Here is a 26,345-nt window from a genome sequence, read left to right on the forward strand (position 1 = left end):
CTTTTCAGCCTTTGTTACAAACACCCATTTATTCTTTTCCTTAGGCTGTTTTCTAAAAGATTGTTGCTTTTTAATAAATTTTGTTCGATTGTACACTATTCCCTATTCCTAACGCAGCAAACGCACCGAATAAGCGTGGAATTTGTATGTATCTGATTCTTTTACCAGTTCGTCCACTCAAAAACTTCCACTAAACATAAGAATATAGTAAGGGAAAAAATCCAGCAAATAATACTAGGAAGAATTTAGGAAAGGAGAATGATAGGAGAATGTCAAATGTGGCTCATCTAAACTTAAGAGTGGATCCAACCCAATACATTCCACAAATCAGGGGGGTTCCAGGGTATGACTATATCCACTTAATACGTCAACCTAAATTTATGGTAGACCCTTCTCTTTTTAACGAGAAAGTGTTTTACCTAAATGAAATCTTGGATCCGAAACAATATGTTCAACAGAATAATATCTCACTCTTACATGCACATCATGGTCAGTTAGGGTTATTGTTACTCCCTTTTAAAGAAAAAACAAACCTCCCCTTAGCGACTAGTATTCGAGGAGCTGATGCTTCGCTTGCAGAAGGAAGAGTTGACTATTATGAAAACATGAAAATACTTTTTAATAAGGGAGAACGTTTTTTCCCTGTTTGTCAATATTTAGCTGACAGAATTAACACTTGGGGCTGTTCACCAGAAAAAATAAGGGTACTTTACGGCGGAGTAGACCTTAACCAATTCACTTTTAGAACACCTGAGGAAAGAGAAACTCAACATATACTATCCGTTGGAAGACTTGTAGAAAAAAAGGGCCACCATATTTTAATGCAGGCTTTCAAAAAAATAAAAAGTAAATACCCAAATGCTACGTTAACCGTTATTGGAAGAGGGGAACTTGAAGAACCACTTAAATTATTAGCCACACAACTTAATTTAGGAGATTCTTTTCGTTTATTAAGCCATCTTCCTAAAGACCAAGTACACGAAGAAATGTCAAAAGCAGACTTGTTTTGCGCAGCAAGCTTAGAGGCATTAAACGGAAATGTAGAAGGAATTCCAAACACAATTAAAGAAGCAATGGCGACTGGGCTACCAGTAATTTCAACGATGCATGCTGGTATTCCTGAACTCGTGACAAATCAAGTAGACGGAATATTAGTAGAGGAAAACGATGTCGACCAACTTGCAGAAGCTCTAGAATATATGCTAGAAAATAGGGATAAATGGGAACAATACACAAATGCAGCACGTCAGAAAATCGAGTTGAATTTTGACCAAGCTAAACAGCTTCAAAAACAAGCTAAATTTTATGATGAACTGTTAGGAGGATCATAAAATGGCAGACTTTAAATCTATCACTATTACAAAAGGTGAAGGTGCTTTAGAGATTAATAACCCTACTAACTATCCGCTAATTGGACACGGTACACAAGGAGCAGTGTTTAAACTCTCTAAAGACCGCTGTGTGAAAATTTATAAAGACGAACTACAAGCAAAAATGGAAGAAGAAGCACTCTTAGCAGGTCAGCATTTATCATTTATGCCCAAAGTTTATGAAACAGGATCAAACTATATTGTTATGGATTATTTTAATGGACCTACATTAAAAGAATATCTAAAAAATAGTATGTATATGTCAGAGTCTATGGCAAAAAAGCTATTGTCCATTTTAAAGGAACTAAAACAAACAGGATATACAATGATCGATGCGCCTTTACGACACATTTTTGTCGTTGGAAATGAAGAATTAAAGATAATTGACCATGTTAATGCTTTTAAAAGAAACCATCCCGTACCAATAAAACTACTAAGAGAATTAAAATTAATCCTTTTAAAAGACTGCTTTTTATCGCATGTTGAAAAATTAGAGCCTGAGATGTACAAGGAATGGGAAGAATTTTTTAATGATAAAAATATTGATTATAGAGATATTGCTGTAGAATCAGGAGAATCTGGAAGTGCAGTAAATATCGACAGTTCCCTCGCCCTACCACTTGTAGGAGCAGGCCACCAAGGGGCTGTATATCGAGTATCTGATGATAAATGTGTAAAAATCTATCCAAAAGTTGATCATGCAAAACAAGAACAAGATGTCCTTTTATCATTCCAGCACTTACCTTTTATTCCAAAGGTCTTTGACACAGATTCAAATTACGTTTTAATGGAATATTTATTTGGTCCAGATTTAAATTCATTCCTCAAAAAGCAACGTACTCTTCCTGAAGATATAACAAGACAAATACTTGAAATGCTAAAAACAATGAAAGCAGAGGGTTTTAAACAAATAGATGCCCCACTTCGTCATACCATTTTAACTGTAAATGGATTAAAACTAATCGATCATGTTTATTCGTTTACACGTGAACAAGATCGTCCTCTTGAGTTGTTTAAAGACCTATATTTGTTAAACTTCTTAGATACTTTCCTAGAACAAGTAAAAGTAATAGATCGAAAAACCTATAATGCTTGGACCCAAACACCTATTCCACCAATGGAGGAACAACATCTCTCCAATTACACAGGGCCCCATATTAATGATAAACCCGATGATATTATCATGACTCCTGAGCAAATTGTCGAAGAGATACTCCTTAGAAACCATACTTCAGAATCAACTAAGGAATCGAAGAAAAAGAACAAGAAGAAGAAGAAGGAAGAGAAAAAGGCAGAAAAAAAGAAAGAAAAACAAAAGAAGAAAAAGGATAAAAAGGATTAAATCTTATAAAATGAAAGTACAACGGCAGAATAGCTCTGCCGTTTTTAATTAGTTGAGTTTTCTTTACTTAATCACTCATTCGACCTAGAATTCGAAATATCAGCTTCAATCCTGCTCATAAACTCCTCTGCAGCACTATACCCTTGCTGTCTTAAGTACCAGTTGTTTGCTGCAGCTTCAATAAGCCCTGCTACGTCACGGCCAGGCTGGAGTTGGATTTCGATGGAAGGAACCTTAACCCCCATATAGTCAGTATATGCAGCATCATGCTCTAACTCATTATTCAACGAATCTTTTTGCCATTTCGTTAAATTAATATCTAGTGAAATTCTTGTTTCATCTTGAAATACCTTACGGCCATACATCCTGACAACATTTAATAAACCGATACTGCGAAGAGCTAAAAACTCCTTTGTCTTTTCATCATGGGTTCCTAAAAGTGTTCGTGGACTAAGCTTCTTTAAAACGACAACATCATCTGCGACAAGACGATGTCCACGACCAATTAATGTATGTGCAATTTCACTTTTCCCTATTCCAGACTGTCCTCGAAGTAAAATCCCTACACCAAACACATTCAGACAAACCCCATGGATTGACATTTCAGGTGCCAAATTCTTTAGCAAGTATGCATCCAACATAATAATAAATTCAGATGTGGTTTCTACTTTATTAGTCACTAATAAAGGGATACCCTCTTCTGTACAGTAATGAGTTAAATATGTAAGGCCTTCTTCACCAGCTGTCACGATAAAACATGGCGGATGATAATGGACGATGTTCCCAATCCTAACTTTTCGTTCCTCATGGCTTAACTTATGTAAATAGTTAATTTCTTTTCTTCCTAATATTTGAACTCGCTTGGTTGGGAAAAAATCAAAATGACCAACAAACTCCAAACCGGGACGATGTACATGTGATTGGGTAATTGTTTTCTGTAACTGATCTTCACCTGCTAACACTTTTAACGAAAACTTCTTAGCTAGGTCCTCTACTGTAATTCTTCTCACTATCAAACTCCTCCTGTATCGTTCACAGTCGTTTCTAATACTTTTTAGCTATTTATAAATTTAACTCTCCTCATAAAACATAGGGTTTAATTTATTATACCTTAATTATTAGTTTAACCTGTTTAGAGTATCTCCCAAAATATTTAAGCCAGGTTTAGGTAACTATATAAAAAAACAAGAAAGGAATTAATAGAATGAACCCATCAGAAAGAGATTCAAGCTCCTCCCATCAACAAAAAAAAAGCTTTTTAGACAATATAAAGCAAACAGTTGGTTTCGTTTCCAACGATCCACCTTCTGAGTCGACACTTAATCCTATACAAGTGCCCATAAAAAAGACTGAAACCAGTATTGCCCACACTCGGGCTACTTTCATGGCTTTCGTAGATGCTGTTATCCCTTCAACCTTTGGAGCATTAGACTTAAGGATCGATGATTACCTTATATGGGGGTTAGATCATTACATAACTATTCAAGGAGAATGGGGGCTTGAGAACTACCAACTTTCCAATGTAACCGCTGGACTTCTTGATGCAGGTGCGAAACAACTGGTTCTGTCCGGAAAAGTCAAAGAGACACCAAATATTTCAGTCTACCCAGAAGGAGGTCCCTTTGCTGCTCTTTCACTAAATGACAGATTTGAAGCGATTCATTTACTAGAAAATGGTCAAGTTGATTTGGAGAGCCTCCCTCCCCCTTTCCGTCTGAATATAGGGTTAGTCAATCATATATTAACAAACCTCCATCAAATGGTGTTGCTAGGTTACTATTCGGAATGGTTTTCGCTTGGCACAACACGTTTAGCGCCTCCAGAAAACCGAAAGATAGAAAGACCATTTATGACATGGGAGTTTGTTAACTACCCTGGCCCATCTTTTGGTTATCGCGACCTCCGCGGATTTCTTGTTAAAGAATTTAAAACATAGTAGGTGAAATAAATGGATTATGATGCTGATGTAATCATCATTGGATCCGGTGGTGGCGGAGCAGTTGCCGCTAAGGAATTAGGCGAGTTAGGAATGAAGGTTATTGTTCTTGAAGCAGGTCCTTGGTATGGCAATAAGAAATGGAGTAAACCAAATCAGAATCGCGGTTCCAAAAGTAGCTCTAGCCCCGATGATCTAGACATTAATCTTTTTCGAAAACAATATACAAAATACGAACATTCCATGAACGATACGACATCAGGCCGCTTGAGATGGGGACCTGCCGATCGCCGTCGCGCCCCTTGGCAGCGAATTACCCCAGCTGGCGGGAAACTTTGGCAAGCGACAGGTGTTGGCGGAACAACTCAACATTATTGGGCAAACTCACCACGAGCTTACTCCACCGCCATTGATGATGTCTGGCCGATTTCTTATCGGGAGTTGGAACCGTATTATGAAAAAGTGGAAGCAACATTGCCTGTAAGGCCTGCGCCAACTACATCAAAAGAAGAAATGTTTTATTATGGAGCAAAAAAAGCAGGCTGGTCTTTCCTTAATACATTAAATCCTACAGAGCCTGGCTATCGTCCAAACCCAAATGCGATCTTACACCCGAATGAACAATTGATGGATACAAGCAAGAGCTTAGAAGAAATATCCAAGTTAGAAGGTTGTACGTTATGCGGTCATTGCGTAAATGGCTGCCCGCATGGCCCATCAATGAATAAAGTAGCAAAACGCTCAACCAACGTTAGTTATGTTCCTCTTGCACTAGCAACTGGAAATGTAGAGATTCGCCCTAACACTTATACAACAAAAATATTGACTGAGCACGATCCAAAAGAAGAGCTACGAGCTATTGGAGTTGAATACAGAGATACATGGACAGGCGAGATTGGGGAGCTTTATGGAAAAGTAATTGTGATGGCAGCAGGCTGCATTGAAAGCCCAAGGCTCTGGCTTAACTCACAACTGCCAATGAATTCTTGGGTCGGGAGAGGATTGACTAACCATTATTGGGATTGGGTTACCGGTGTATTTGATGAAAAAGACATTATGGGTATTTTAGGGCAACAACATATTAACCCATTTGTTGGTCCAACATCCGGTGGCAGACTTGATTACCCTGGATTAGGATGTATTCAACCATCTGGCTTAAGCCCAGGTTTATTTTCAGCGTTAACGTTCGGGTTCAGTCAGAGTGGTTACTCTTTCAAACAAGAGCAATCTCCTACTGATCCTTGGGATTTACAAGGTAGAATTGTTGGAGATGAATTGAAAGAATGGATGCACAATTATCCAAATACATTAAGTATCATGATACTCACTGATGACCAGCCACATAAACGAAATGGTGTAACCACTGACCCATTTCTAAAAGATGAACATGGACCAATTCCTGTCATCCGCTATGCACCAAGCAAGGAAGATAAAAAGAAAAGAGATCAATTAGTAAAAATTTCCGCCGAGATTTTGCGAAAAGCTGGAGCAAAAAAAATACTACGAACAAATTGGCCCGGACATTTATTTGTCCATATTGAATCGACTATGCGTATGGGTTATGTCGTTGATGATATTTGTGAAGCATACCAAGTGAAAAGGCTTTTTATTGCTGATAACAGTGTCCACTTTAATGGAATCGGTGGGCCAAACCCTACGCTAACTACTCAAGCTTTAGCAACACGAACAGCGGAAAAGGTGGCAATGAAATACTTTAGTTGAGAGTGTCTGATAAGGTGCTCTCTTTTTTAAAAGGAAACAAAAAATAAATTTCAATTGGAATAAATCACTTACAAAAGAGCACTTTACTAAAAAGGAGGCGATTATATGAAGGATCGAACAATATTACATATTATAACAATATTAGGCATAACAGGTTGTTCTATTTTACTCCGTCGAAAAGACTACTTTAAAGACTGGCTTCTCATTTATTTGTTTAAAACATTAGTTTCTACTTTAATGGATGGCCCTGTAATTAAAAGAAAATATGTTATATATCCAGAACGATATTTACCTAAACTTTTCGATTCTAATATTGTATTTCTTTACATTTTGTTTCCTTTGTCTTGTGTGATGTACAACCAATTCACTTATAAAATGAAGCCACTGAAAACTTTTTTAAGTGTTTTCCTTTTCAGTGTACCAATGGCTCTTACAGAAAACATCATTGAAAAAAACACAAAGCTAGTTGAATTTAGAAAAGGCTGGAATGGGTATTACACTGTCGCTGTTCTTTCTTTTACATTTTGGATCGTTCGCTTGTTTATTGCAGGAATTCGCTTTATAGATAAAAAAAGAAACCGTACTGAAACCCATAATAAAGGAATCAATACAGTTGATATTTATTAAAGGCTAAATCTAACTTTACGAGGCATCTCAAACAGATGTAAAACTTTATTTTGAGAGAGCCTCTTCACAAATCCTAAGTAAACACACCATTTACTCACTCTTGAATTCTTAAACTATTTTCACTGAAAAAACATAGCCCCACTAAAAACCTAGTTCCTTGGTATAACTTTACCCAACTTTTGAATCCCTTCGACAATTTCACTTTCATCAGCATAACTAAAAGAAAGACGGAGGAATTCCGTTCCACCTTGTTGATCTAAGAAAAAATACTTACCAGGAACATAGGAGACACCTTCTTTTAGGGCATGAGCTAACAATTGCGAAGTATCGACACCTACAATTTTAAGCCACACAAAGTAACCGCCTTTTGGAACGTACCATGAAACTGATTCTGGCAAGTACTGTTCCAGTGCAGAAAGCAACACGTTACATTTAGCCTGATACGTGTCTCTTAACATGTTAAGTCGTTTTTTAAAATCAATACTTTCTAGATAAGAAGCCATTGTCGCTTGAGCTAATGGATGATCTAAATCCTTTTTAAACCAAGCAAGAACAGTAATAAACTCAGGTGCTGCTGCTACCCATCCAATTCGCATTCCTGGTGCGACTACTTTAGATAAAGAACCGACGTAAAGAACACGGCCTTCCTTATCCATTGCTTTTAATGGAATTGAATGCTCATCAAAGTATAGTTCTCCATATGCATCGTCCTCTAAAATAAGAAAATTATATTTGGTCGCAAGCTCTAATACATGCTTCCTTCGCCCTTCTGTCATCGTCGTACCTGTTGGATTTTGAAACGTAGGGATGGTATATAAAAAACGTGGAAGGCTGAGACCTTTCCTTTTTCTTTCTTCTAGTACTTCTTCTAATCGTTCCGTTTGGAGTCCATGCTCATCAACTGGAATACTTATAAAATGCTCTGTATAGTTTTGAAATATCTCTAACGCCTCCATATACGTTGGAGATTCAATTGCTACGAGTGTTTGATCATCAATGAGAATACGAGCAATGAGATCAATCGCCTGACATGCACCAGATGTGATTAAAAGTTCATCTTCTAACACACGCATCCCGCGTTCTACTGACCTTTCTTTAATCTGCTCCGTCAGCTTTGCCATTTTAGGACTTCCTAGATAATGGAGTGGCAGATCTTGCTCTTCTTTAAGGAGGTTGACAACAGCTTCCTTAAGTTGCTCCACAGGGACAAGATGAGGCGCTGGATAACCGGAGCTTAGCCGGATACAATCGTCTGGCAGGGTTGGCATCCACTCACCAGGCGGATCATTCTTAAGAGCTGCTTTTATATTTTCAGAAAAAAAAGATTCGATATTCACTTTATCATTCACCTTTCCATTCAATTTCCTGACGACATATTCAGAACAAGGTATTTTTATGTACGAGCAGAAAGCATTGGTAGACACCAATGCTTTCTCACTATATTAAACTAAAATGTTATTACAGTTCAAATTGGTCATTAGCAGTATTACTTTACCCTATTTTAGAAGAATAAAAAATGTGCCATTGCTGCAGCAACTGGTAACGTAATAATCGTTCTTTGTAGAAAGATAATAAATAATTGAACAAACGAAAGTGGAATTTTTGACTTTAATAATAAAATCCCAATTTCAGACATGTAAATTAACTGTGTTAAAGACATAACACCTATGACAAAGCGTGTCAGTTCTGACTCAATTCCACTTCCAATTACAGCTGGTAAGAACATATCTGCAAAGCCAACAACCATAGCTGGTGCAGCAGCATGAGCTTCAGGAATTTGCAATAACTGAAGGAATGGAACGAGAGGATACGATAAATAAGTGAAAATAGGAGTAAACTCCGCAATAATAAGGGCAATCGTCCCTAACGCCATAACTAGTGGTATTAAAGCGAACCAAATATCAATAACATTTTGGACCCCGCTTTTTACAACGCTGCGATAGCTCTTCACTTGACTCGCTTTTTCAACAGCTTGCTGGACCCCCCAGCGGAAACTTGATACCCCTTCTGGAACAACTTCATCAATTTGTTTCCCAACCGGCTCATAATACACATCTTTTTTTAATGAGAGCGGCGGGATTCTCGGACAAATAACAGCAGCAATAATCCCCGTGACAATAACTGTAAAGTAAAATTGAATAAACATATGATCAATGTCTAAAAACTTCGCGATAACAAGGCTAAAGGCAATTGATGCAATGGAAAAGTTCGTTGCAACAACAGAAGCTTCCCGTTTTGTATAATAGCCAGATTCATATTGTTGTGTCGTTAATAAAACTCCGACTGTTCCACTTCCCATCCAAGATGCCAATGCATCAACAGATGAACGTCCAGGCAGTTTAAATAAAGGAAACATGATTTTACGTACTAACGTTCCGATAAAATCCATCAACCCAAACTGAAGCAAAAGAGGCATAAATAAACAAGCAAATAAGAACCAAACCATTAATACCGGTATTAGATCAAAGAGGACAACCCCACCAGTAAAACTTGACCAGATAAATTCAGGACCTATCTCGTTCATTGTAACAAAAGCAAATACCGCACCAGTACATCTCAAGGTTATCCAGAATGGTGTAATATCAAATAAACTACTTAAAAATGGGCTATTATTAATAGATTCGATTTTTGTAAATTTAACTATTAAACTACCAATAGCAGATACACAAAGGATGATTGTCATAATCAAAGGAATGTAATCAGCTATCGCACCCTGCAAGGCATCTGCTAATACTCCTAATCCGATTGTCACCTTGTCATTTACAGAAATAGGCACGAGAAATAGTAACACTCCAATTAATGAAGGCAGCCAAAACTTCATATATTGTTTTGCTGTAAACTCTTTTTTCTTACTAATTTCCTCTACCTTTTTTATTTTCCCAACTTCCATGTATGTTCTCTCCTACTATTTCTATTTCTCATCACATTGCTTTTTTTAGATAATAATTAATATATCATCAGTTTGTATAATTATGCAATATTATTTCCCGATTTGAAAAATCCTTTATTGGATGAATTTTGTCGCAAACACTCCCCCAAAAGGTCTGAAAAACTAAAAATCACGGAGACCTGATTACCCTGGCCTCCGTGATTTTTAGTTTTTCATTTTCTTGCGACTAGCGGTCAGTCACCACTCGCTTCCTCATTATAGGCTAAAGCTACAAGTCCAAGCTCGATAAACGATAGAGTGATTTTTGCACACTTTTTTATTTGAACTGACATGTCTCAGATTGTTCGAGATCCTCAACCTCAGCCAACCGTTCCAGAATCTTTTTCAAGCCGCTTTGCTCTTTTTCTAAACATCTTTTCACGCGTGATACCATACTCGACCGAGCATTCGTTTCTAATTCAATCTCTTCATACGTTTCTCCGTTTAGAAGCCTTTCTGCTACTTGAAACCGTTGCATAAATGCCTCTAACTCCTTCACAGTCGCTAAATCCTCAAAAAAGTCAATGCATTCTTTAACGGTATTTAGTGAGAGCAGTGCCTTAAAAAACAGCTCTCTATTCGCCTTTTCTTTATCTATTTTCATACCGATTCCCCCAATCTTTCTATAAAAAACAAAAAGATAAAAAATTAAAGTGACATTTTGTTGTTTCCTAGTTCATCGTATTCATCTATTTCTTTGTCTGGAAGAACCGTCAAAAAGCGAGTGTACCCATAAATGATTGCAATGATAGGTGTAATGAAACACATAAAACAAAATAATACGTATTCAACACCAATATTTAATGTAGACATTATAAATGCCCCTGTTACACCCCAAGGAATTAGTGGATGAACCACTGTACCAGCATCTTCAAGCGTTCTTGATAAATTTTTCGGATGTAGTCCTGCTTTTTTATATGACGATTCTAGCATTTGTCCAGGTAACACAATGGATAAATATAATTCCCCAATGATAGCATTAACACCAATACAAGATAAAACAGTCGTCAAAATAACATTTCCTTTCCGTTTTAAAAAGCTGGCGATTCCTTCGATGATAACTTGGTGAAACCCAATTAACTGAAAGAGGCCACCAAATGCAAGCGCTATTAAAATAATCGATACACCAAACATCATGCTTGACAAACCACCGAGTGATAGTAAATTGTCAATTGCGTCAACGCCTGTTTCAGCTGCAAAACCAAAGTGAGCAGTTACCATTAAATCACCAATTGAAGCATCTGGTACTGTATACAATCCTGTGATGACCGCAATAAATAAACTACACATTAATGTTGGTATAGGTGGAACTTTTTTTAAAGCTAAAACAATGATCGCAAGCGGAGAAAGTAGGGTTATCACTGTAAGAGGAAACTGCTCACTCAATGTATGAGTCATTTCTTCAATTTGGCTAATATTAGGATTGACGAATCGTGAGTCAAGACCAATAAACGTAAAAATTACTAGTGTAATGATCAGAGCTGGGACTGTTGTCCATAACATATAACGAATGTGCTCAAATACATCTACTTTTGCTATCGCTGAAGCAAGATTCGTTGTGTCTGAAAGTGGAGAGATTTTATCTCCAAATATCGCACCACATACAATTGCACCAGCTGTCATCGCCGGTGAAATATCCATTCCGTAGGCAACACCCATTAGTGCAACCCCCATTGTACTAATAGCACTCCATGAGCTACCCGTCATTACTGAGACAATTACACAAAGAATAACCGATGAAACAAGAAAATACTGTGGTGATAAAAATTGGAGCCCATAATAAGCCATTGTTGGTACCGTACCGTTCATTGCCCATACCCCTATGACAATACCAATTATGCATAAAATTAGTATCGAAGGAAGACCAGCCGAGATTCCTTTAACCATTGCTCCTTCGAGCGCTTTCCATCTATATCCGAGTATATAGCCATACAATGCTACTACAGTAGCAGCAATGACAATCGGAATCTGTGGTGCTACCTGATAGTACAAAATGCTAACACCTAGTATAAACGTAATAAAGATTATCAACAGAACAGACATGAAAAAAGAAGGGGTACGATTCGTCATATTATTCCTCCAAAATAAATTTGTTGTAAACGCTACCAAAAATATACAACCCAAAATAAAGCCACTGTTATTGATTGTTTTGAAGTGAAAATAAGCTTTCTTGTATTGAAATACCATTACAGACCAATATGAGTTTTCTTTCTTACAATATCATCCATTATAGGTGATACTCAGCAATTTGTACAGAAGGTATTTTACAATAATATAAAAGAGAAAATGAAACCAATGGATTAACTCTTTATTACGCAAGGGCCAACTAGATTTCTTACATCTACGAGCCCTTGCGTTCATTATAGGTACTCAAAACCTTAGATTAATACAAAATACTTTTCTCCTTTTATTTCCAACTATACTTATAATCTTTATCCTCATATTGATGTGCTTGTTTTACAACTTTTAGTGGCCTGAATGTATCAATCATCACCGCTAATTCAATCGTCTCCTTCTTTCCGATGCTCGCTTCAATTGTTCCTGGATGAGGGCCATGCGGAATTCCTGAAGGATGCAATGTAACCGAACCTTCTCCCACACCTTTTCGACTCATAAAATTCCCCTTTACATAGTAAAGAACTTCATCGCTATCGACATTACTATGGTAATATGGAGCCGGAATCGCCTCTGGATGATAATCATACATCCTTGGCACAAATGAACAGATAACAAAATTATTAGCCTCAAACGTTTGGTGAATTGGTGGTGGCATGTGAATTCGTCCAGTAATTGGTTCAAAATCAGCTATATTAAATGTATAAGGGAAGAGATAGCCATCCCATCCAACAACATCTAACGGATGATGACCAAACGTATGTAAATGCATAAATCCTCTTGATTTTGTTTTAACGATATATTCATTACTTTCGACATGTGTCTCTAACTTTTCTGGTCCATGGAAATCCCTTTCACAAAACGGACTATGTTCAAGTAATTGTCCATGAACATTCCGATATCGCTTTGGTGTTGTAATCCAACTATTCGTTTCTATCACTAGAAACTTAGTTTCACCAACGTCTGGGACTACTCGATAAATCGTCCCGATTGGGATAACAATATAATCACCAGGTTTATACGTTACAGTTCCAAATGTCGATTCAACCTTACCTGACCCAAAATGTACAAATAACACTTCATCGCCATCACCATTTCGATAGAAGTAATCCATCTGTTTAGTAGGGTTCACAACACCAATGAGGACATCTTCGTTTCCGAGTAAATATTGCCTTCCCGACACTGCATCTGTTGATTCATTATATTGATGAGAATGTAAATGACGTGGAGCTAGGTTACTTTGTTCCTCATATTGAATTCTACAATCCTCTAGCAAATCTGATTTAACAATACTTGTAGGTGGATTGTGGTGGTACAAAATCGATTGTATGCCAGAAAACCCTTTCGTCCCCATCACTTGTTCACGAAATAATGACCCATCCTCTTTACGAAAAACCGTATGTCTTTTATTAGGGATCTCTCCCATTTGTTTATAAAATGGCATTAATTTACCCTCCTTAAATGATTGATACATACAACCTAAACTTATGTTAATCCACTGCTGGAAGGATTCGCCCAGTTACTTCTCCAAATCCTATTCGATATCCTTCTCCTTGACACCAACCAGTTATCGTTAAGACATCCTCGTCTTCAACCCATACTCGTTGTTCGCCATTTTCCAATTGAATTGGTTCCGCTCCTCGCCAAGTCAATTCTAATAAGCTGCCACGTTGTTCTTTCTCAGGTCCGCTTATTGTTCCAGATGCGTGTAAATCTCCTGGCTGTAGATTACATCCAGCGATTGTATGGTGACTAATTTGCTGGGCCATACTCCAGTAGAGATAGCTGAAATTCGTTGAGACGAGTTTTTGTGCCTTTTCCATCCTTTTTCCCTTTAAATAGACTTCAAGATTAATATCAAACGAGCTTGCTCCCTCTTTTTGAAGATACGGCAATGGAGTTGGATCCTGTTTTGGCCCTTCAACTCGAAATGGGTCCAGTGCTTCAAGGGGAATAACCCATGGCGATATCGATGTTGCAAAATTTTTAGCCAAAAATGGCCCAAGTGGCTGGTACTCCCAAGCCTGAATATCGCGAGCACTCCAGTCGTTTACCAATACTAGTCCAAAGATTTGATCTTCAGCATCTGCAATGGCAATCGGTTTGCCTTGTTCATTCCCTGGTCCAATGAACCAGCCCATTTCTAACTCAATATCAAGTTGTTTGGTCGGTCCAAAAATGGGATTTTCTTCACCAGCTGGTTTCATTTGTCCTTTTGGTCGATACACATCCGTACCACTTATTACAACTGAACTCGCTCTCCCATGGTACCCTATTGGTAAATGGGTCCAGTTCGGCATCAGTGCATTTTCTTTTCCTCTAAACATCGTTCCGACATTTGTAGCATGTTCTTTTGATGCATAGAAGTCCGTATAGTCGCCGATTTGTGCCGGTAATAATAACTCGACGTCATTTGAACTAATAATAGCTTTTTTACGAAGGGGTGCATTATCACGTAAAGCCGGCTCATCCTCCATGAGAAGCTGTTGAACTTCCCTTCTCACCATTTTCCATACTTTGCTTCCAAGGCCCATAAATTTATTAAGTGAAGGTTGATTGAAGATCCCCTCTTCTTCAATCCCTACTTCTTTAAAAAATCCAGCTGACTCTATCACAGACAGATCCAAGACATACTCACCAATTGCCACTCCGACTCGAGGTGATCCCCCACTTAATGGTCTAAATACACCGTAGGGTATGTTTTGAATCGGAAAGTGAGATTCTGGATCGACATTAATAAAAGACTTCATCAATTCTCAACAGCCCTTTCCATTATTAAATTAATTGTAGTGTTCGAAGATCTTCACGTGGTTCATCGAAGCTGCAGCTTCCATAGGAGCAAAGTGCCTTCCGACGAAGTTGCTCTATGTCTGAAGCTTCGACTATCATGTCCCTCCACGTAAACCCTTTATTAGTAAAAGTGAAATTGGAAGCTTCTTCATCTGCTAAAACTTTTGCTATAGTAGTTTTATCCAAATTGTAAATCCGCGCTAACATACCTGCTGTGAAGACATTTAGAAACCCATGCATCTTTGTTTTGACTTCTTCACGATACATCCGAATAGGATGATGCAATCCTGCTGTAAACTTCTGAGGAATGCCTCGTTCACTGCAACCAACTAGGACAGTCGCCACCTGCTCCGGAGTTGGGAATGTATCGGCTGTAACACCACCTGTGCGAAGCTTCACACCCAGCACAGGTCCATTCTTTAGGTTATATTGAGCGATTTCATCAAGAGTTTTGAGCATTTTCTCCTCCCACTCTTCACCTAGAGGCATTGTCATTTCACAGAAAGTTTGCAGGTTATAGTTAGCTGTCTTTGTTGCAATCTCCTCAAGTAACTTCTGGTTAGGTAAGATAGGAGGAAGTGGCATCTCGAACACATCAATCCCAACAGCTTCTCCATGCTTTGCACAAAAATTAGCTAGTTTCGCCAAGTCTACTTCTAGACCGTGAAGACAATCCTCAAATCCTATACTTCGCCCACCGATAGCTGAAATATTCAATCTCTCTTCTACTGAGAATAAAGATACATAAGAATCAAGTTCATCTAATCTAGTTGCAGGTATGACAAAGCGTCCTAACATCCATGAATCTTCATAAGATTTATAAGTGGCGTAATTTTGTATTGCTCGCTCTAAAGGCAGTTGTGCAGGTGGAAATAATCCGGCATAATCAATTAAATTAGATAAAAATGCTACATTACTAGATTTGAAGCAATTTTTACTCACTTTGACACTCCTTTCTTCCTATTATTTACTTAAACAATTATCTCAAATTAAATATTCCCTCTTCGCTCTTGCTCACGTTCAATTGATTCAAACAATGCTTTAAAGTTCCCTTCTCCGAAGCCTCTTGCACCTTTACGTTGAATAATTTCAATAAATAACGTTGGACGGTCAACAATTGGTTTTGTGAAAATTTGAAGTAAATAACCTTCATCATCACGATCTACTAAAATATTAAGTTCTTGCAGTTTCTTAACATCTTCATCAATGTCACCAACGCGAGCAACTAAATCTTCATAATACGTATTTGGTGTTTCAAGAAATTCAACACCATTTTCTCGTAACGATCTTACCGTTGTAATAATGTCATTTGTTAGAATAGCTAGATGCTGTACACCAGGCCCGTTATAAAAATCTAAGTACTCCTGAATTTGTGACTTTCGTTTCCCTTCAGCAGGCTCATTAATTGGGAATTTGATACGACCAGTCCCACTTGTCATAACTTTGGACATCAATGCTGAATATTCTGTTGAAATATCTTCATCATCAAAATGTCTTAGTACACTAAAACCAAAAACCTTCTCATAATATGTGGTCCACTCGTCCATACTTTCAACATTTCCTACAACATGGTCAATTCCTACAAGTCCTGATGACGTAGAGGAATTCGTTCCCTCATATAGTTGATAACCTGGTAAGAAACATCCTTGATAATCTTGAGTTTCGATTAACGTATGTATAACATCTCCGTATGTACCGATAACCGCTTTTTTCACCGAACCATTCTCATCACTTTCTGTCCAAGGCTCTCGAATCGGAATTCCCCCACGTTCAACTGCTCCATAATAGGCTTCTTCCACATTTGATACCTTTAAACCGATATCCTTTGCCCCTTCACCATGTAGCTTCACGAAAGATGAAACATCCGTTTGATCTGTCAATGAACCTGTAACAACAAGACGAATGGCTCCTTGTTCAAGTACATAGGAAACACGGTCGCGACTTCCAGTTTCAAGTCCACAATACGCTTTTATTTCAAATCCAAATGCATGACAGAAATAATAAGCAGACTGTTTCGCATTGCCAACGTAGAGCTCCAAGTGGTGAAAACTTTCTACTGGAAAAACATCCTTCTTTGTTTGGTTATTTAATTCCGTTACATCTTTGGCCATTGTTAGGTCCCCCTTGAATTGAAGTTTGGATCTGTAAAAAGAATAATATTTTGTATAACCCTTTGCAAACGCTTACTTTAACGCATGAAACTAGTAGATGAATAAAGATATAACATCTTACATTATCTCTGATCTCTCTTTTCTATATGAATGTTGATAACGGACAAACTACTTTATTGCGATAGTGCGGTTGTGCTTTCACATCCATACTTGCACAAGTTTTTCACCTGTAACTATAATCACTACATCACCATTAAATTTGTAAGGAGGGTTTGAAAATGCAACATAAAGTGAAATTTTGCCCAAATAACTTTAAAAATGAATTACAGGAAGCGAAACTTCATTTAAACAAGTTACCTACTGTCAATGTTATAGAAGATGAATGTCTAAACTATTGTGGGCAATGTATTGTACAACCTTTTTCTCTCATTAATGGGGAGAATATTACTTGTGATGATGTTAGTGACCTATATCCGAACATCATTGAGTATATAGAAAAGACAAGAATTGAATGTGCAAATCCAATGCCTTATAAAGAGCTTACTAGTTCTAGCTAATATCGTTTTTTCAAACCAAATTAATGAAAGCGGTTAAATCAACGACCGCTTTTAATTAAAAACGTGTTTACCATTTTGGTACAAATGAACTTATAACTGGAGGTAATTAGGAATGAAAACTATTCTAACAAAAAGTAACATCGAAGAAACAGCGCAAACAATTTCAATGGATTTATTTGAAAAGATGCAGGAACATGAACAGATTTTATTTTGCAATGATCCGGAAACAGGTTTAAAAGCAATCATTGCAATACATGACACAACTTTAGGACCAGCCATTGGTGGAACTAGAATGAGAGACTATGAAACTACAGAAGAAGCGCTAGAGGATGTATTACGACTGTCAAAAGGCATGACTTATAAATGTGCTGCAGCTGATGTTGATTTTGGTGGAGGAAAAGCAGTGATTATCGGTGATCCAGCGAAAGATAAAACACCTGAATTGTTTCGAGCATACGGACAATTCGTTGAATCGCTAAATGGCAGGTTCTATACAGGGACTGATATGGGTACAGAATTAGAAGATTTTGTTCACTCTTATAAAGAAACCAACTGTATTGCCGGATTACCAGAAGAATATGGTGGTGGGGGCGAAACGTCCATTCCAACTGCTCTCGGTGTTCTTTATAGTATTAAAGCGGTAGCAAACACATTATATGGTAATGAAAATTTAAAAGGAAAACGCTTCTCTATCCAAGGTTTGGGGAAAGTTGGTTTTAAGGTTGCAGAGCATCTATTAGCAGAAGGCGCTGATTTATATATAACAGATGTTAATTTAGAAACAGTAAATCACTTAGTTGAAAAGGCTAAGAAAATGGGGAGAACAGCTGTACCAGTTAAAGGTGAAGAAATTTATGGGGTTGATGCAGATATTTTTGTACCATGTGCGATTGGCGGTATTATCAATGAACAAACGATTGATCAACTACGGGTAAAGGGAGTTACAGGTGCAGCTAACAATCAGCTTCTCCATGAAGAATGTGCTCTAAAATTAAAGGAAAAAGGCATATTATATGCTCCTGACTACATTGTAAATAGTGGCGGAATTATTCAAGTTACAGATGAATTATATACACCAAACAAAGATCGAGTTTTAAATAAAACAAAAGCCATTTACCATTCCCTGCTCGAAGTATTTTCACAAGCAAATGCAAAAAATATTACGACCATTGAAGCAGCAAATGATATTTGTGAAAGTAGAATTGAATCAAGAAAAAGCAGAAATAGTTTCTTTTCTCCGAAAAAACGTGCAAAATGGCAAGTCCGGTTCTAATGTGAAAGTAATTTAAAAGAACTATTGAATGTAAGAGGGTATCTCAAAAGGTCTGTTTTTGACCTTTGAGATACCCCCTTTACATTTTTCGCATGTGCTAGCATCCTTAACTGCAACGTTTACTTATTCTACTTCCCAAACCTCTTACGATAACCACACTTCCTACACAGTTCCTCTACTGCCACTCTTCGTGAAAAACCATCTACAAGCTTTTGGGCTCTATCTCCTTCAATAATCTCAGAAAATGAGCTCTCATTAATGTTTCCAAGGTTGATTACTCCCTCTCCGTCTAAGCAACAAGGGATAACTGTTCCGTTCGCCAAAATACCTGCTTGGTTTCGAAGGCCATGGCAGAAGCCTCTTCCATCATCCTCTTCTTCGTGTAAAGCTGGCCACTGAAACTCGTAATCTTGATTAATGAAGATCCGATCAGCTATCTTCACACCGCTTCCAGGGGACACTTTTTCTTCAATTTTGTAATCTAAACCAAATTCTTTCTCAATGATTTCAAGGATTTTACGATTTCGTTGTCTTTCAAGATTCGTCATATTATCTTGTGTGAGATTCCATAGCCTTAGCGAAACAATCATTTCTGATTGACTTGTCGCTTCTTTAATAAAAGAAAGGATACTCTTCACATAACCTTCTTTATCAGTAGAACCAACATGCCCGTCAAAGCTATGAAGTGAAAAATTCATCTGCCTTAGTGCAGGTTTATTTAATAATTTGTGTTTGATTTTATTAATTAATGTTCCATTACTAGTAATATTAACTTTCAAACCTTTTTCATGACTTAAGTCTAACAGTTGATCTATTTTAGGATGAAGCAGCGGCTCACCTTTTACATGTAAATAAATGTAGTCTGTGTGAGGTTTAATTTGGTCTAATCTCTTAGAGAAATCCTCTACAGATATGAACTGCTTCTGTCGTTCTGTTGGGGGACAAAAGCTACAAGCAAGATTACAAATACTTGTAATCTCTAAATAAAACTTTTTAAACTTTTTCAACCTTCATTCCTCACTTCTTTCACTTCTTAGAACAGAATGAACATCTTGTTCTATCAATATTAGAGCATAATTCTTCATGAATGGAAACATGCTTATTTAAGGAAATAATATGAAGTAAGGTTTCTTGAATGATATTGAGATCCTATTTTACAGGTGCGACAGTTTCACTTTTACTTATAACTAGGGGGTGTCTCAATAGTCCGGAACAGAGGTGGCAATGGCTCCGTTCGCTACGCGCCTTGAGAGGAGAAACCCACTCCTCTCAAGGCTTTTAAAAGATGTAGCGACTTCGCTCATTGCTTCGGGGGTGTCTCAAAAGGTCAAAAACAGACCTTTTGAGACACCCCCTTTGTTAATTTATAAATATTACATTAAAATAACTTTTTACAAATTATCTTGTTAAGTGATCTCGATCAGCTGCTTGCGGAGGTTGTTCCAGCCAACCTTTTTCAATCATAAGATTTGCTGCATCATCTGTAAACAGTGCTACTTCTCCCATTAAACGTGTGTAATGAGTCCCAAGGTCTCTTCTTGAACTAGCTGACATAGATACTCCATAGTTGCCTATACCTACAGCGTTTAATGCAGTGATATGATATAACATCAACTTCTCAGAAAATGGTGGATTAGTTGAATCAGTTACATATGCAGCCCAGGACTCAAAGGAAGAAAGTTCTTCTTCTTTTAAGATTGAAGTAAAAATGTTAGTATGCTTAGCTGCAATTTCCTTTCCTCTTACAAATAAATGACGAATGTCTTTTGATTTGGTTACTTGGCTGAATCCTGTTATTAATGTTTGGCCTATTGTATTTGTCATCGCATTTTTAAATAAATGAGTTATTTCAAGTGCATGTAAAGGCCTGCGTTCACCAAACCATCCCGTTAAAAAACTTTTCTTTTTTACAAAGTCAATTTTTTGTGGAGTCGGAATGTATGGTGCACGAATAAAGTACCCTTTTTTTAAAGCTAATTCTCGTGACTTCACGTCTGTGTCAGCAGAGCCATTTAAAACTTCTCGATAAAAATCGTTCACATCAGATCTGGCACACAATGCCATTGATAATGAATGAGCTTGTAATTCCATACTACTCATAAACCAAATATAATAGAGGTAAAAGGGATCAGAAAAAAGACGTGGAGCATTTGAGTATACATCCTTTTCAGAAAATGCTTGAGGGATGGGGAAATTTTCTTTCAAAAGCAAATCCTCAATTTTAGGAATACGTTTGTTGCAGATGTTTAATGCATTTATTAAAAGTGACTCAATATCTGAGTCTTCAACGTTCTCTAAAAAATGAATAATCATACACTTTGTTGTAGTTTCTGAAAAATATGCACTCCACAGAGCACCCATTTCTATTGAAGTCAGACCTATATGTTGGTTATTTTCCATTGAATTCTTCACTCCATCATTAACTTGTAATTATGTAGTTAATATTCACTAATAACAACAAATTATGTATTGCCTTATGATAAGACTCATAATATAACCATTACCCCCACAACAGTATGAGATCTACTTGATCACTTGAACTCATTTATTAAAATAGTTATTTACATATTTTTTTGCATTTGGTAAACTTTTTAATACAAAGGAAACATCCTAATCTACAATGCATAGAATTCATTAAAGTAAATAACAAAATAAAATCTTCTATCTTAAACAAAGAAATTCAAGTAATTTTTTTACACAAAAAGTTTACCTAAGGAAAAATAAATTCCTTAAGGAAACTATGATACTAAGGAGGAGTAGTAAATGAAGTTTTTTAAACATATAGGAGTGCTTCCATTTCTAATTGTTTTAATACGTGTTCTTTTTGGAATAGGTTGGTTATTAGCAGGGGTAACTAAACTTACCGAAAACTCATGGTTTAAAGAACCAGGGTTTTTTTTAAATGAATATTTATTAGAATCCTTACAAAATCCTAATGTCCCAACCTTTTATAAAATTTTTGTAGAGAATGTGGTTTTAGAGCATGTGATGATTTTCAACTATGTAATACCAATTACTCAAATTATACTGGGAATATTTCTTGTAGTAGGTTTATTCACCCTACCTTCAATTCTTGTTTGTCTCTTTATGCATATTAACTTTATTCTTTCAGGAAATATGAATTTAATAAGCCTCATTCTTTATACTAATGCATTTTCATTAATTATTTTCAGGAAAAATATATATCACTTCAGTCTTGATAAGTATTTTAGTTTAAATATTTTATTCGCTATTTATCTAAACAAAAAAGAAAAAAACGTCTCTTCATCTTCTAAAAAAGAAAGCTTATTTAGTAATTCCTAAATCATATTATTGATTAAAAATGTCTGATAACATTATAGTAATCCAATAAAGCAATCCAAAGATATTTGCGAACAAAAAAACATATAACAAACTTCTTGTAAGCTTCAATTTTATGACTCCCTTACTTATTAATTTTACGGATGATTCATAACAATTTCGTTCAAATGTCACTTAATTATTATTTTATCAGCTTAGTATTATTTATGGTACGGTTTACCGTAGTGTATCTAATTGAGTTTTTTTTAAAATTCAATATCAACCCTAATACCCTATATGAAAATAGTCCATTTTATTGGTCCAGTATCGGTTCATTTATTAGCTCATGTTGTTCAGTTTTCTATATGTATACTCACTATCTTCACTATTGGAAACTCTCCTAATAAAGGACCTTATTTAATGGAATAATAAACTTCTAAATAACAACATGAACAATAAAAAGTCAGTTGTTTATACGGACTTAAACAACTGACTTTTTGACTCTTATATTAGCATTTAGGGAAACTAGATCCTACAATGATTAATAAAATAAACAAGACAACAATTAATACAAAGCCGTTTCCATGAGTAGGAGCGACATAACCATATCCATAAGCAGGAGAATACGGCATAGGTGTATCCATTACTCCTGCCACCATGCTAGGAGGGATATTCGGTGGTACATTTGCTCCAGCCATCATATTAGGGGGGATATTTGAGTTACCATACATATCTCAACACTTCCTTTTCGGTTAGTATATTTACACTACATTATACTCACCTAGTTGAAATATGAACCTGTCAACCTAATAAATGGGTGGATGTCCCGGTTCGTTACAGTTGGCAAGGAATTAGTCATTATGGTTATCCAGATAAAACTGATAAACAATACTGGAGATGGAACAATGATTATGGTGTATGACAATTTTTTGCTTTTTATAGAAATTACGATGACTTTGTAAAGTTAATACCAGCAACGTTGCAGGGGAAATTCTTGTGATTAAATTGGCTAAGTATGCAGGCTGCATACTTCCTGGCGATCTTTCCGAATTTAAAAATTCTATCATCTGTTCAGCCGTCACGATCCCAACCCCATGTCCAAAAAACGATCCATCGCTCAACACGACGGCGTTTACTCCTCGATACCATGGCGTATTGGGATGATAATCAGGATTATTAAAATACACAACATCCCCAGGCAAAAAACGATTCGAGTTGAAGATGTGTAATTGTAAGTCAGGGTCAGTATGCCAACTATATAAATAAAGGTTTTGAAAAATAAAATTAAAATGACGTCTCCCGATACTTTTTAAGATGGCCTGGTAAAAGATAATAATGATGGCAGTCGCGCATTCAAATCCATAAAGAGAACCGTTCCGATAAATATCGACAATGGCATCAGATGGTCGCACACCAGGTCTTAACAAAAATCCTCCAGCATTTGTTAAATCCCAGTATGTAGGATTACAATATGCGCTTTCAAAGATCGTAAACGTCACTTGACTCTCATTCATCTCTTTTGCACTTTCCATAATGTTTTTTCTAATGTTTATTTCAAATCTAAATTCATTCATGGAAGGATAGGAAAACATTTCAGGCGAATTGAGCATTTGTTGAATAGTAATTCTTTCTATCCTTCCGAAGTCCATCGTATTGTCTAGTGAAAACGGCCTTCCAGCTACTTGTATCATGTCATTCCCCATTTCATTTGATTCGAAGTGATGGTTTCTTCGAATTATATGGATTTATATTTAAATTCATATGATAAGGAAGGGGAATACTTGCTACTCGTTTTACGGTAGGTTCGGGCTATAGAGGAATACGCGGGAGTGAGCGAGCTGTAGATACATGGATTGAAGGAAAGGGATCCTTCCTACTTACAAAAGTTGCTTCGGAGGTGTCTCAAAAGGTCAAAAACAGCCTTTTTGAGACTAACAGGTTCAACAGAGCAAAGAGTTGACTAAGCTAATACCCTTCAGAAAGCTGATGAAGGCCTAACCAGTTCAGAGAAGCATGGGAAAAGGTCTTCATAATGCCGATGACGACTCATACAGCCTAGATTTACAGCGGAACGAGCTTCATAATATCGATGACGACCCAAAACAGACAAAAAGGCATGGAAAAAAGTATTTCAGCAAACCAATATGTATTATTCTTGTTGAAGATGCGATTGAAAAAAACATAAGAGCTCAGATTAATAACTGGGCTATTTTTATGCAAAAAGCACCACATTTAGCAGTGCAATTAGATATACATTTACTTATGATATTGTTCACTTAAAAAATCTAAATCAAATTTAAACCAAAAATTGGATTTAAAACCGCGAATTCTAACTCATTTGTTTTAATTTCTTAGTATTAATGCATATGCCCAGCCCTATTAAGCTACTTAAACATAACCTTAAGTATATAAAATAAATAGTAGGGATTTGCTTTGACTAATTATCCATTTTTGGGTAGACGGGAAGCATTTAATAAGGGAATAATTGATGTCAATCATCAACGAATACACTATGGATTCGGTAGACCAGGCTTCTTAATTGTCATAACCTGTTGGGGCTTCTACCTCAGGCCCCACTACTCCGTTTAAATTTAAACAAAACCTAAACTCTATCAAAATCATCTGGATCCGCAAACATACGTTGATCCTGATTCAGGGCATTAATTTTGTCCATGTCCTCTTGTGATAGTTCAAAATCAAAAACATCTGCATTTTCAGCAATTCGGTGAGGCTTTACCGACTCCTGCTTCATTTCCATAAATGGCTGCAGTATCAATGCTTCTGTAGCCAATTTCTAGAGCCGTCTTTACTGAATTCACAACTTCCTCCCCGTCTTTAACCTTAAAAACACCAAAGCCCAACCATGGCATCTTTACACCGTTATGTAATGTGGTTGTATTTTGTATGCTACCCATTTTGTTTATCTCTCCCTATATAAAAATTTTAAACATAGAATTATAGATTCACACAATTTCTCCATTTATGAATAGGCTTCCAATTTAAGAGTTTCTTAGCCATTTCATTATTTAATAGAGGGTCAAAACCTGTTAAATCTTTTCTAAAGTATTTTACATCAGGAAAGCATATTTCCATTAATTGTTTACTCTCAATATCCATACTTGTCTCATCCGCCCCAATATTAAGGGCAAAAACATATACCATATGAGGACTCACTTGAAGATGTTACCGCTTTCTTAATTCCTAAATTCCCTGCAGCTTCTAAAATGTTATAAGTGGACATGACACTATTTTGAAAGGTTGCTTCGTTAGGATGTGAATACGCTACCGGAATAGCTGCAAGATCGACAACTGCATCAGCACCTGCTAATACCCCATAGACTTCACCTAAATTCGTTAAGTCTGTAATGACTGTCCTGCAAAGTGCTTCTTTTGGATACTTAATATCTGCATTAATGACTTCATAACCATGATCTAAAAATTCTTTTATCACTGCTGAACCTAGCAAACCGCTTCCAGCTGTTATTACTACCGTTTTCGTTTTCAACCCTCCAAATTTTAATTAATCATGACAAAAAGTCATTACTTTGTTTGTTCATCATCTGAACTAAGTATACTTAATAATTTTAGGTTTCCAAGTAATTCCTGTTAGGCTTTACAAGTATAAGCATGTATATCACTTATAATTTTTGAATTATCTAGACAATCACATGTCTCATCCATACATGATTTGAATTTTAGTAGATAGGGTTTTACCTCTGCTGGCTTTTCAAACCATCGACTTGTAAAATAGCCATTTGAATTATCATAATTTTTAACTACTAGGTTAGTAAAAGACCGCTTATTATCATCCTCCACCACTTTTACATGCTTAAAGAACTTTGGAGAAGCAAAATAATAACTATTCATTTCACCAATATATAGTACTTCCCCGTCAAAACAATAATGAAGTGCCTTAAGTACATCATAAGATGGACAATAATATGAATTAGCTGGCGGAGGTGCACCCATAATTAGTAAGCGTATTCTATTTTTTTCAGCACGAAATCGAATAACTGTCTCATAGGCTGATTCGGCTACAACCCCTACTGGATCGCTTCCCCAATTTTGATTGACAGCGTCTTTATAATCTTTACTGGAAAATAATAATAAATCTGATATATTACAATTTTCCCTTAACCCCAACTGTAACCCTAATTTTCCATCACCTGCAAAAACCTCTACAACTTCATCAAGTGAGACTCTTTTCTTTTGCAAGTATTCACCAATACCATTGACTAAGTCATTAGTTAAATTAATATAAGATGGATATTTCATGTTATCCCCCTCACTGCTT

General features: G+C 36.6%; 23 protein-coding genes and 3 pseudogenes. 9 read left to right on the forward strand and 17 right to left on the reverse strand.

Features of this window, described 5'->3' with window-relative positions:
• The first annotated feature begins 269 nt into the window (after positions 1-269).
• On the forward strand, positions 270-1,331 hold the full coding sequence (locus AC1FXP_RS11470) for a glycosyltransferase (protein WP_480061453.1): 1,062 nt from the start codon (positions 270-272) through the stop codon (positions 1,329-1,331).
• Position 1,332: 1 nt separating this feature from the next.
• Positions 1,333-2,712 (forward strand): hypothetical protein, encoded by a 1,380-nt coding sequence (locus tag AC1FXP_RS11475; RefSeq protein ID WP_480061455.1) that lies wholly within the window; start codon positions 1,333-1,335, stop codon positions 2,710-2,712.
• A gap of 71 nt (positions 2,713-2,783) precedes the next feature.
• Here AC1FXP_RS11475 and hprK read toward each other — a convergent pair whose 3' ends face one another.
• Positions 2,784-3,722 (reverse strand): HPr(Ser) kinase/phosphatase, encoded by a 939-nt coding sequence (gene hprK, locus AC1FXP_RS11480; protein ID WP_480061457.1) that lies wholly within the window; start codon positions 3,720-3,722, stop codon positions 2,784-2,786.
• 194 nt (positions 3,723-3,916) lie between these two features.
• Here hprK and AC1FXP_RS11485 point away from each other — a divergent pair, with 194 nt between their 5' ends.
• The 3 genes from AC1FXP_RS11485 to AC1FXP_RS11495 all read left to right on the forward strand — a co-directional run bounded on the left by AC1FXP_RS11485 (position 3,917) and on the right by AC1FXP_RS11495 (position 6,997).
• Positions 3,917-4,648 (forward strand): hypothetical protein, encoded by a 732-nt coding sequence (locus tag AC1FXP_RS11485; protein ID WP_480061459.1) that lies wholly within the window; start codon positions 3,917-3,919, stop codon positions 4,646-4,648.
• A gap of 12 nt (positions 4,649-4,660) precedes the next feature.
• On the forward strand, positions 4,661-6,370 hold the full coding sequence (locus AC1FXP_RS11490; RefSeq protein WP_480061461.1) for a GMC family oxidoreductase N-terminal domain-containing protein: 1,710 nt from the start codon (positions 4,661-4,663) through the stop codon (positions 6,368-6,370).
• A 105-nt stretch (positions 6,371-6,475) separates the two neighbouring features.
• Complete coding sequence (locus tag AC1FXP_RS11495) at positions 6,476-6,997, forward strand: CBO0543 family protein (protein WP_480061463.1); 522 nt, start codon at positions 6,476-6,478, stop codon at positions 6,995-6,997.
• 149 nt (positions 6,998-7,146) lie between these two features.
• On the opposite strand, the gene AC1FXP_RS11500 is transcribed toward AC1FXP_RS11495, so the two are convergent.
• The 8 genes from AC1FXP_RS11500 to hppD form a co-directional block, all read right to left on the reverse strand.
• Positions 7,147-8,334: an aminotransferase-like domain-containing protein gene (locus tag AC1FXP_RS11500; RefSeq protein ID WP_480061465.1), complete on the reverse strand. Its 1,188-nt coding sequence runs from the start codon at positions 8,332-8,334 to the stop codon at positions 7,147-7,149.
• A 164-nt stretch (positions 8,335-8,498) separates the two neighbouring features.
• Positions 8,499-9,887 (reverse strand): YjiH family protein, encoded by a 1,389-nt coding sequence (locus AC1FXP_RS11505; protein WP_480061467.1) that lies wholly within the window; start codon positions 9,885-9,887, stop codon positions 8,499-8,501.
• Positions 9,888-10,203: 316 nt separating this feature from the next.
• The gene (locus AC1FXP_RS11510) at positions 10,204-10,530 is read right to left on the reverse strand and encodes a YerC/YecD family TrpR-related protein (protein WP_480061469.1); all 327 of its coding nucleotides are present in this window, start codon (positions 10,528-10,530) and stop codon (positions 10,204-10,206) included.
• 44 nt (positions 10,531-10,574) lie between these two features.
• Positions 10,575-11,996, reverse strand: coding sequence for a Na+/H+ antiporter NhaC (gene nhaC, locus AC1FXP_RS11515; RefSeq protein ID WP_480061471.1), 1,422 nt, complete (start codon positions 11,994-11,996; stop codon positions 10,575-10,577).
• Between the two features lie 337 nt (positions 11,997-12,333).
• Positions 12,334-13,485 (reverse strand): homogentisate 1,2-dioxygenase, encoded by a 1,152-nt coding sequence (locus AC1FXP_RS11520; RefSeq protein WP_480061473.1) that lies wholly within the window; start codon positions 13,483-13,485, stop codon positions 12,334-12,336.
• Positions 13,486-13,531: 46 nt separating this feature from the next.
• Positions 13,532-14,791: a fumarylacetoacetase gene (fahA, locus tag AC1FXP_RS11525; protein WP_480061571.1), complete on the reverse strand. Its 1,260-nt coding sequence runs from the start codon at positions 14,789-14,791 to the stop codon at positions 13,532-13,534.
• 25 nt (positions 14,792-14,816) lie between these two features.
• Positions 14,817-15,773 (reverse strand): hypothetical protein, encoded by a 957-nt coding sequence (locus AC1FXP_RS11530; RefSeq protein ID WP_480061475.1) that lies wholly within the window; start codon positions 15,771-15,773, stop codon positions 14,817-14,819.
• Between the two features lie 47 nt (positions 15,774-15,820).
• Positions 15,821-16,942, reverse strand: coding sequence for a 4-hydroxyphenylpyruvate dioxygenase (gene hppD / locus AC1FXP_RS11535; RefSeq protein ID WP_480061477.1), 1,122 nt, complete (start codon positions 16,940-16,942; stop codon positions 15,821-15,823).
• Between the two features lie 278 nt (positions 16,943-17,220).
• Here hppD and AC1FXP_RS11540 point away from each other — a divergent pair, with 278 nt between their 5' ends.
• Both AC1FXP_RS11540 and AC1FXP_RS11545 read left to right on the forward strand, forming a co-directional pair.
• The gene (locus AC1FXP_RS11540) at positions 17,221-17,499 is read left to right on the forward strand and encodes a YuzB family protein (RefSeq protein WP_480061479.1); all 279 of its coding nucleotides are present in this window, start codon (positions 17,221-17,223) and stop codon (positions 17,497-17,499) included.
• Positions 17,500-17,611: 112 nt separating this feature from the next.
• Positions 17,612-18,772 (forward strand): Glu/Leu/Phe/Val dehydrogenase dimerization domain-containing protein, encoded by a 1,161-nt coding sequence (locus AC1FXP_RS11545; protein ID WP_480061481.1) that lies wholly within the window; start codon positions 17,612-17,614, stop codon positions 18,770-18,772.
• A gap of 128 nt (positions 18,773-18,900) precedes the next feature.
• On the opposite strand, the gene AC1FXP_RS11550 is transcribed toward AC1FXP_RS11545, so the two are convergent.
• Both AC1FXP_RS11550 and AC1FXP_RS11555 read right to left on the reverse strand, forming a co-directional pair.
• Positions 18,901-19,779, reverse strand: a complete 879-nt coding sequence (locus AC1FXP_RS11550) for a radical SAM/SPASM domain-containing protein (RefSeq protein ID WP_480061483.1) — start codon at positions 19,777-19,779, stop codon at positions 18,901-18,903.
• 391 nt (positions 19,780-20,170) lie between these two features.
• Complete coding sequence (locus AC1FXP_RS11555) at positions 20,171-21,172, reverse strand: DUF3231 family protein (RefSeq protein ID WP_480061485.1); 1,002 nt, start codon at positions 21,170-21,172, stop codon at positions 20,171-20,173.
• A gap of 363 nt (positions 21,173-21,535) precedes the next feature.
• On the opposite strand from AC1FXP_RS11555, the gene AC1FXP_RS11560 reads away from it, so the two are divergent.
• A complete protein-coding gene (locus AC1FXP_RS11560) occupies positions 21,536-22,075 on the forward strand; it encodes a hypothetical protein (RefSeq protein ID WP_480061487.1) in 540 nt (179 codons plus the stop codon).
• A gap of 485 nt (positions 22,076-22,560) precedes the next feature.
• On the opposite strand, the gene AC1FXP_RS11565 is transcribed toward AC1FXP_RS11560, so the two are convergent.
• Together AC1FXP_RS11565 and AC1FXP_RS11570 are read right to left on the reverse strand one after the other, a co-directional pair.
• A complete protein-coding gene (locus AC1FXP_RS11565) occupies positions 22,561-22,695 on the reverse strand; it encodes a YjcZ family sporulation protein (RefSeq protein ID WP_480061573.1) in 135 nt (44 codons plus the stop codon).
• Positions 22,696-22,902: 207 nt separating this feature from the next.
• Positions 22,903-23,742, reverse strand: a complete 840-nt coding sequence (locus AC1FXP_RS11570) for a protein-glutamine gamma-glutamyltransferase (protein ID WP_480061489.1) — start codon at positions 23,740-23,742, stop codon at positions 22,903-22,905.
• Between the two features lie 322 nt (positions 23,743-24,064).
• Here AC1FXP_RS11570 and AC1FXP_RS11575 point away from each other — a divergent pair, with 322 nt between their 5' ends.
• Complete coding sequence (locus AC1FXP_RS11575; RefSeq protein ID WP_480061491.1) at positions 24,065-24,331, forward strand: hypothetical protein; 267 nt, start codon at positions 24,065-24,067, stop codon at positions 24,329-24,331.
• A gap of 322 nt (positions 24,332-24,653) precedes the next feature.
• Here the strand turns inward: AC1FXP_RS11575 and AC1FXP_RS11580 are convergent.
• The 4 genes and pseudogenes from AC1FXP_RS11580 to AC1FXP_RS11595 form a co-directional block, all read right to left on the reverse strand.
• Positions 24,654-24,794: pseudogene (locus tag AC1FXP_RS11580) on the reverse strand (aldo/keto reductase); the annotation flags it as partial.
• Positions 24,781-24,966 (reverse strand): annotated as a pseudogene (locus AC1FXP_RS11585) (aldo/keto reductase); the annotation flags it as partial. The pseudogenes AC1FXP_RS11585 and AC1FXP_RS11580, both read right to left, overlap by 14 nt.
• A gap of 40 nt (positions 24,967-25,006) precedes the next feature.
• Positions 25,007-25,556, reverse strand: a pseudogene (locus AC1FXP_RS11590) (NAD-dependent epimerase/dehydratase family protein).
• Between the two features lie 101 nt (positions 25,557-25,657).
• Positions 25,658-26,326, reverse strand: coding sequence for a hypothetical protein (locus AC1FXP_RS11595; protein ID WP_480061493.1), 669 nt, complete (start codon positions 26,324-26,326; stop codon positions 25,658-25,660).
• Between the last annotated feature and the right edge of the window lie 19 nt (positions 26,327-26,345).

It is taken from the genome of Halalkalibacter sp. HAAS-P013, from assembly GCF_056619925.1.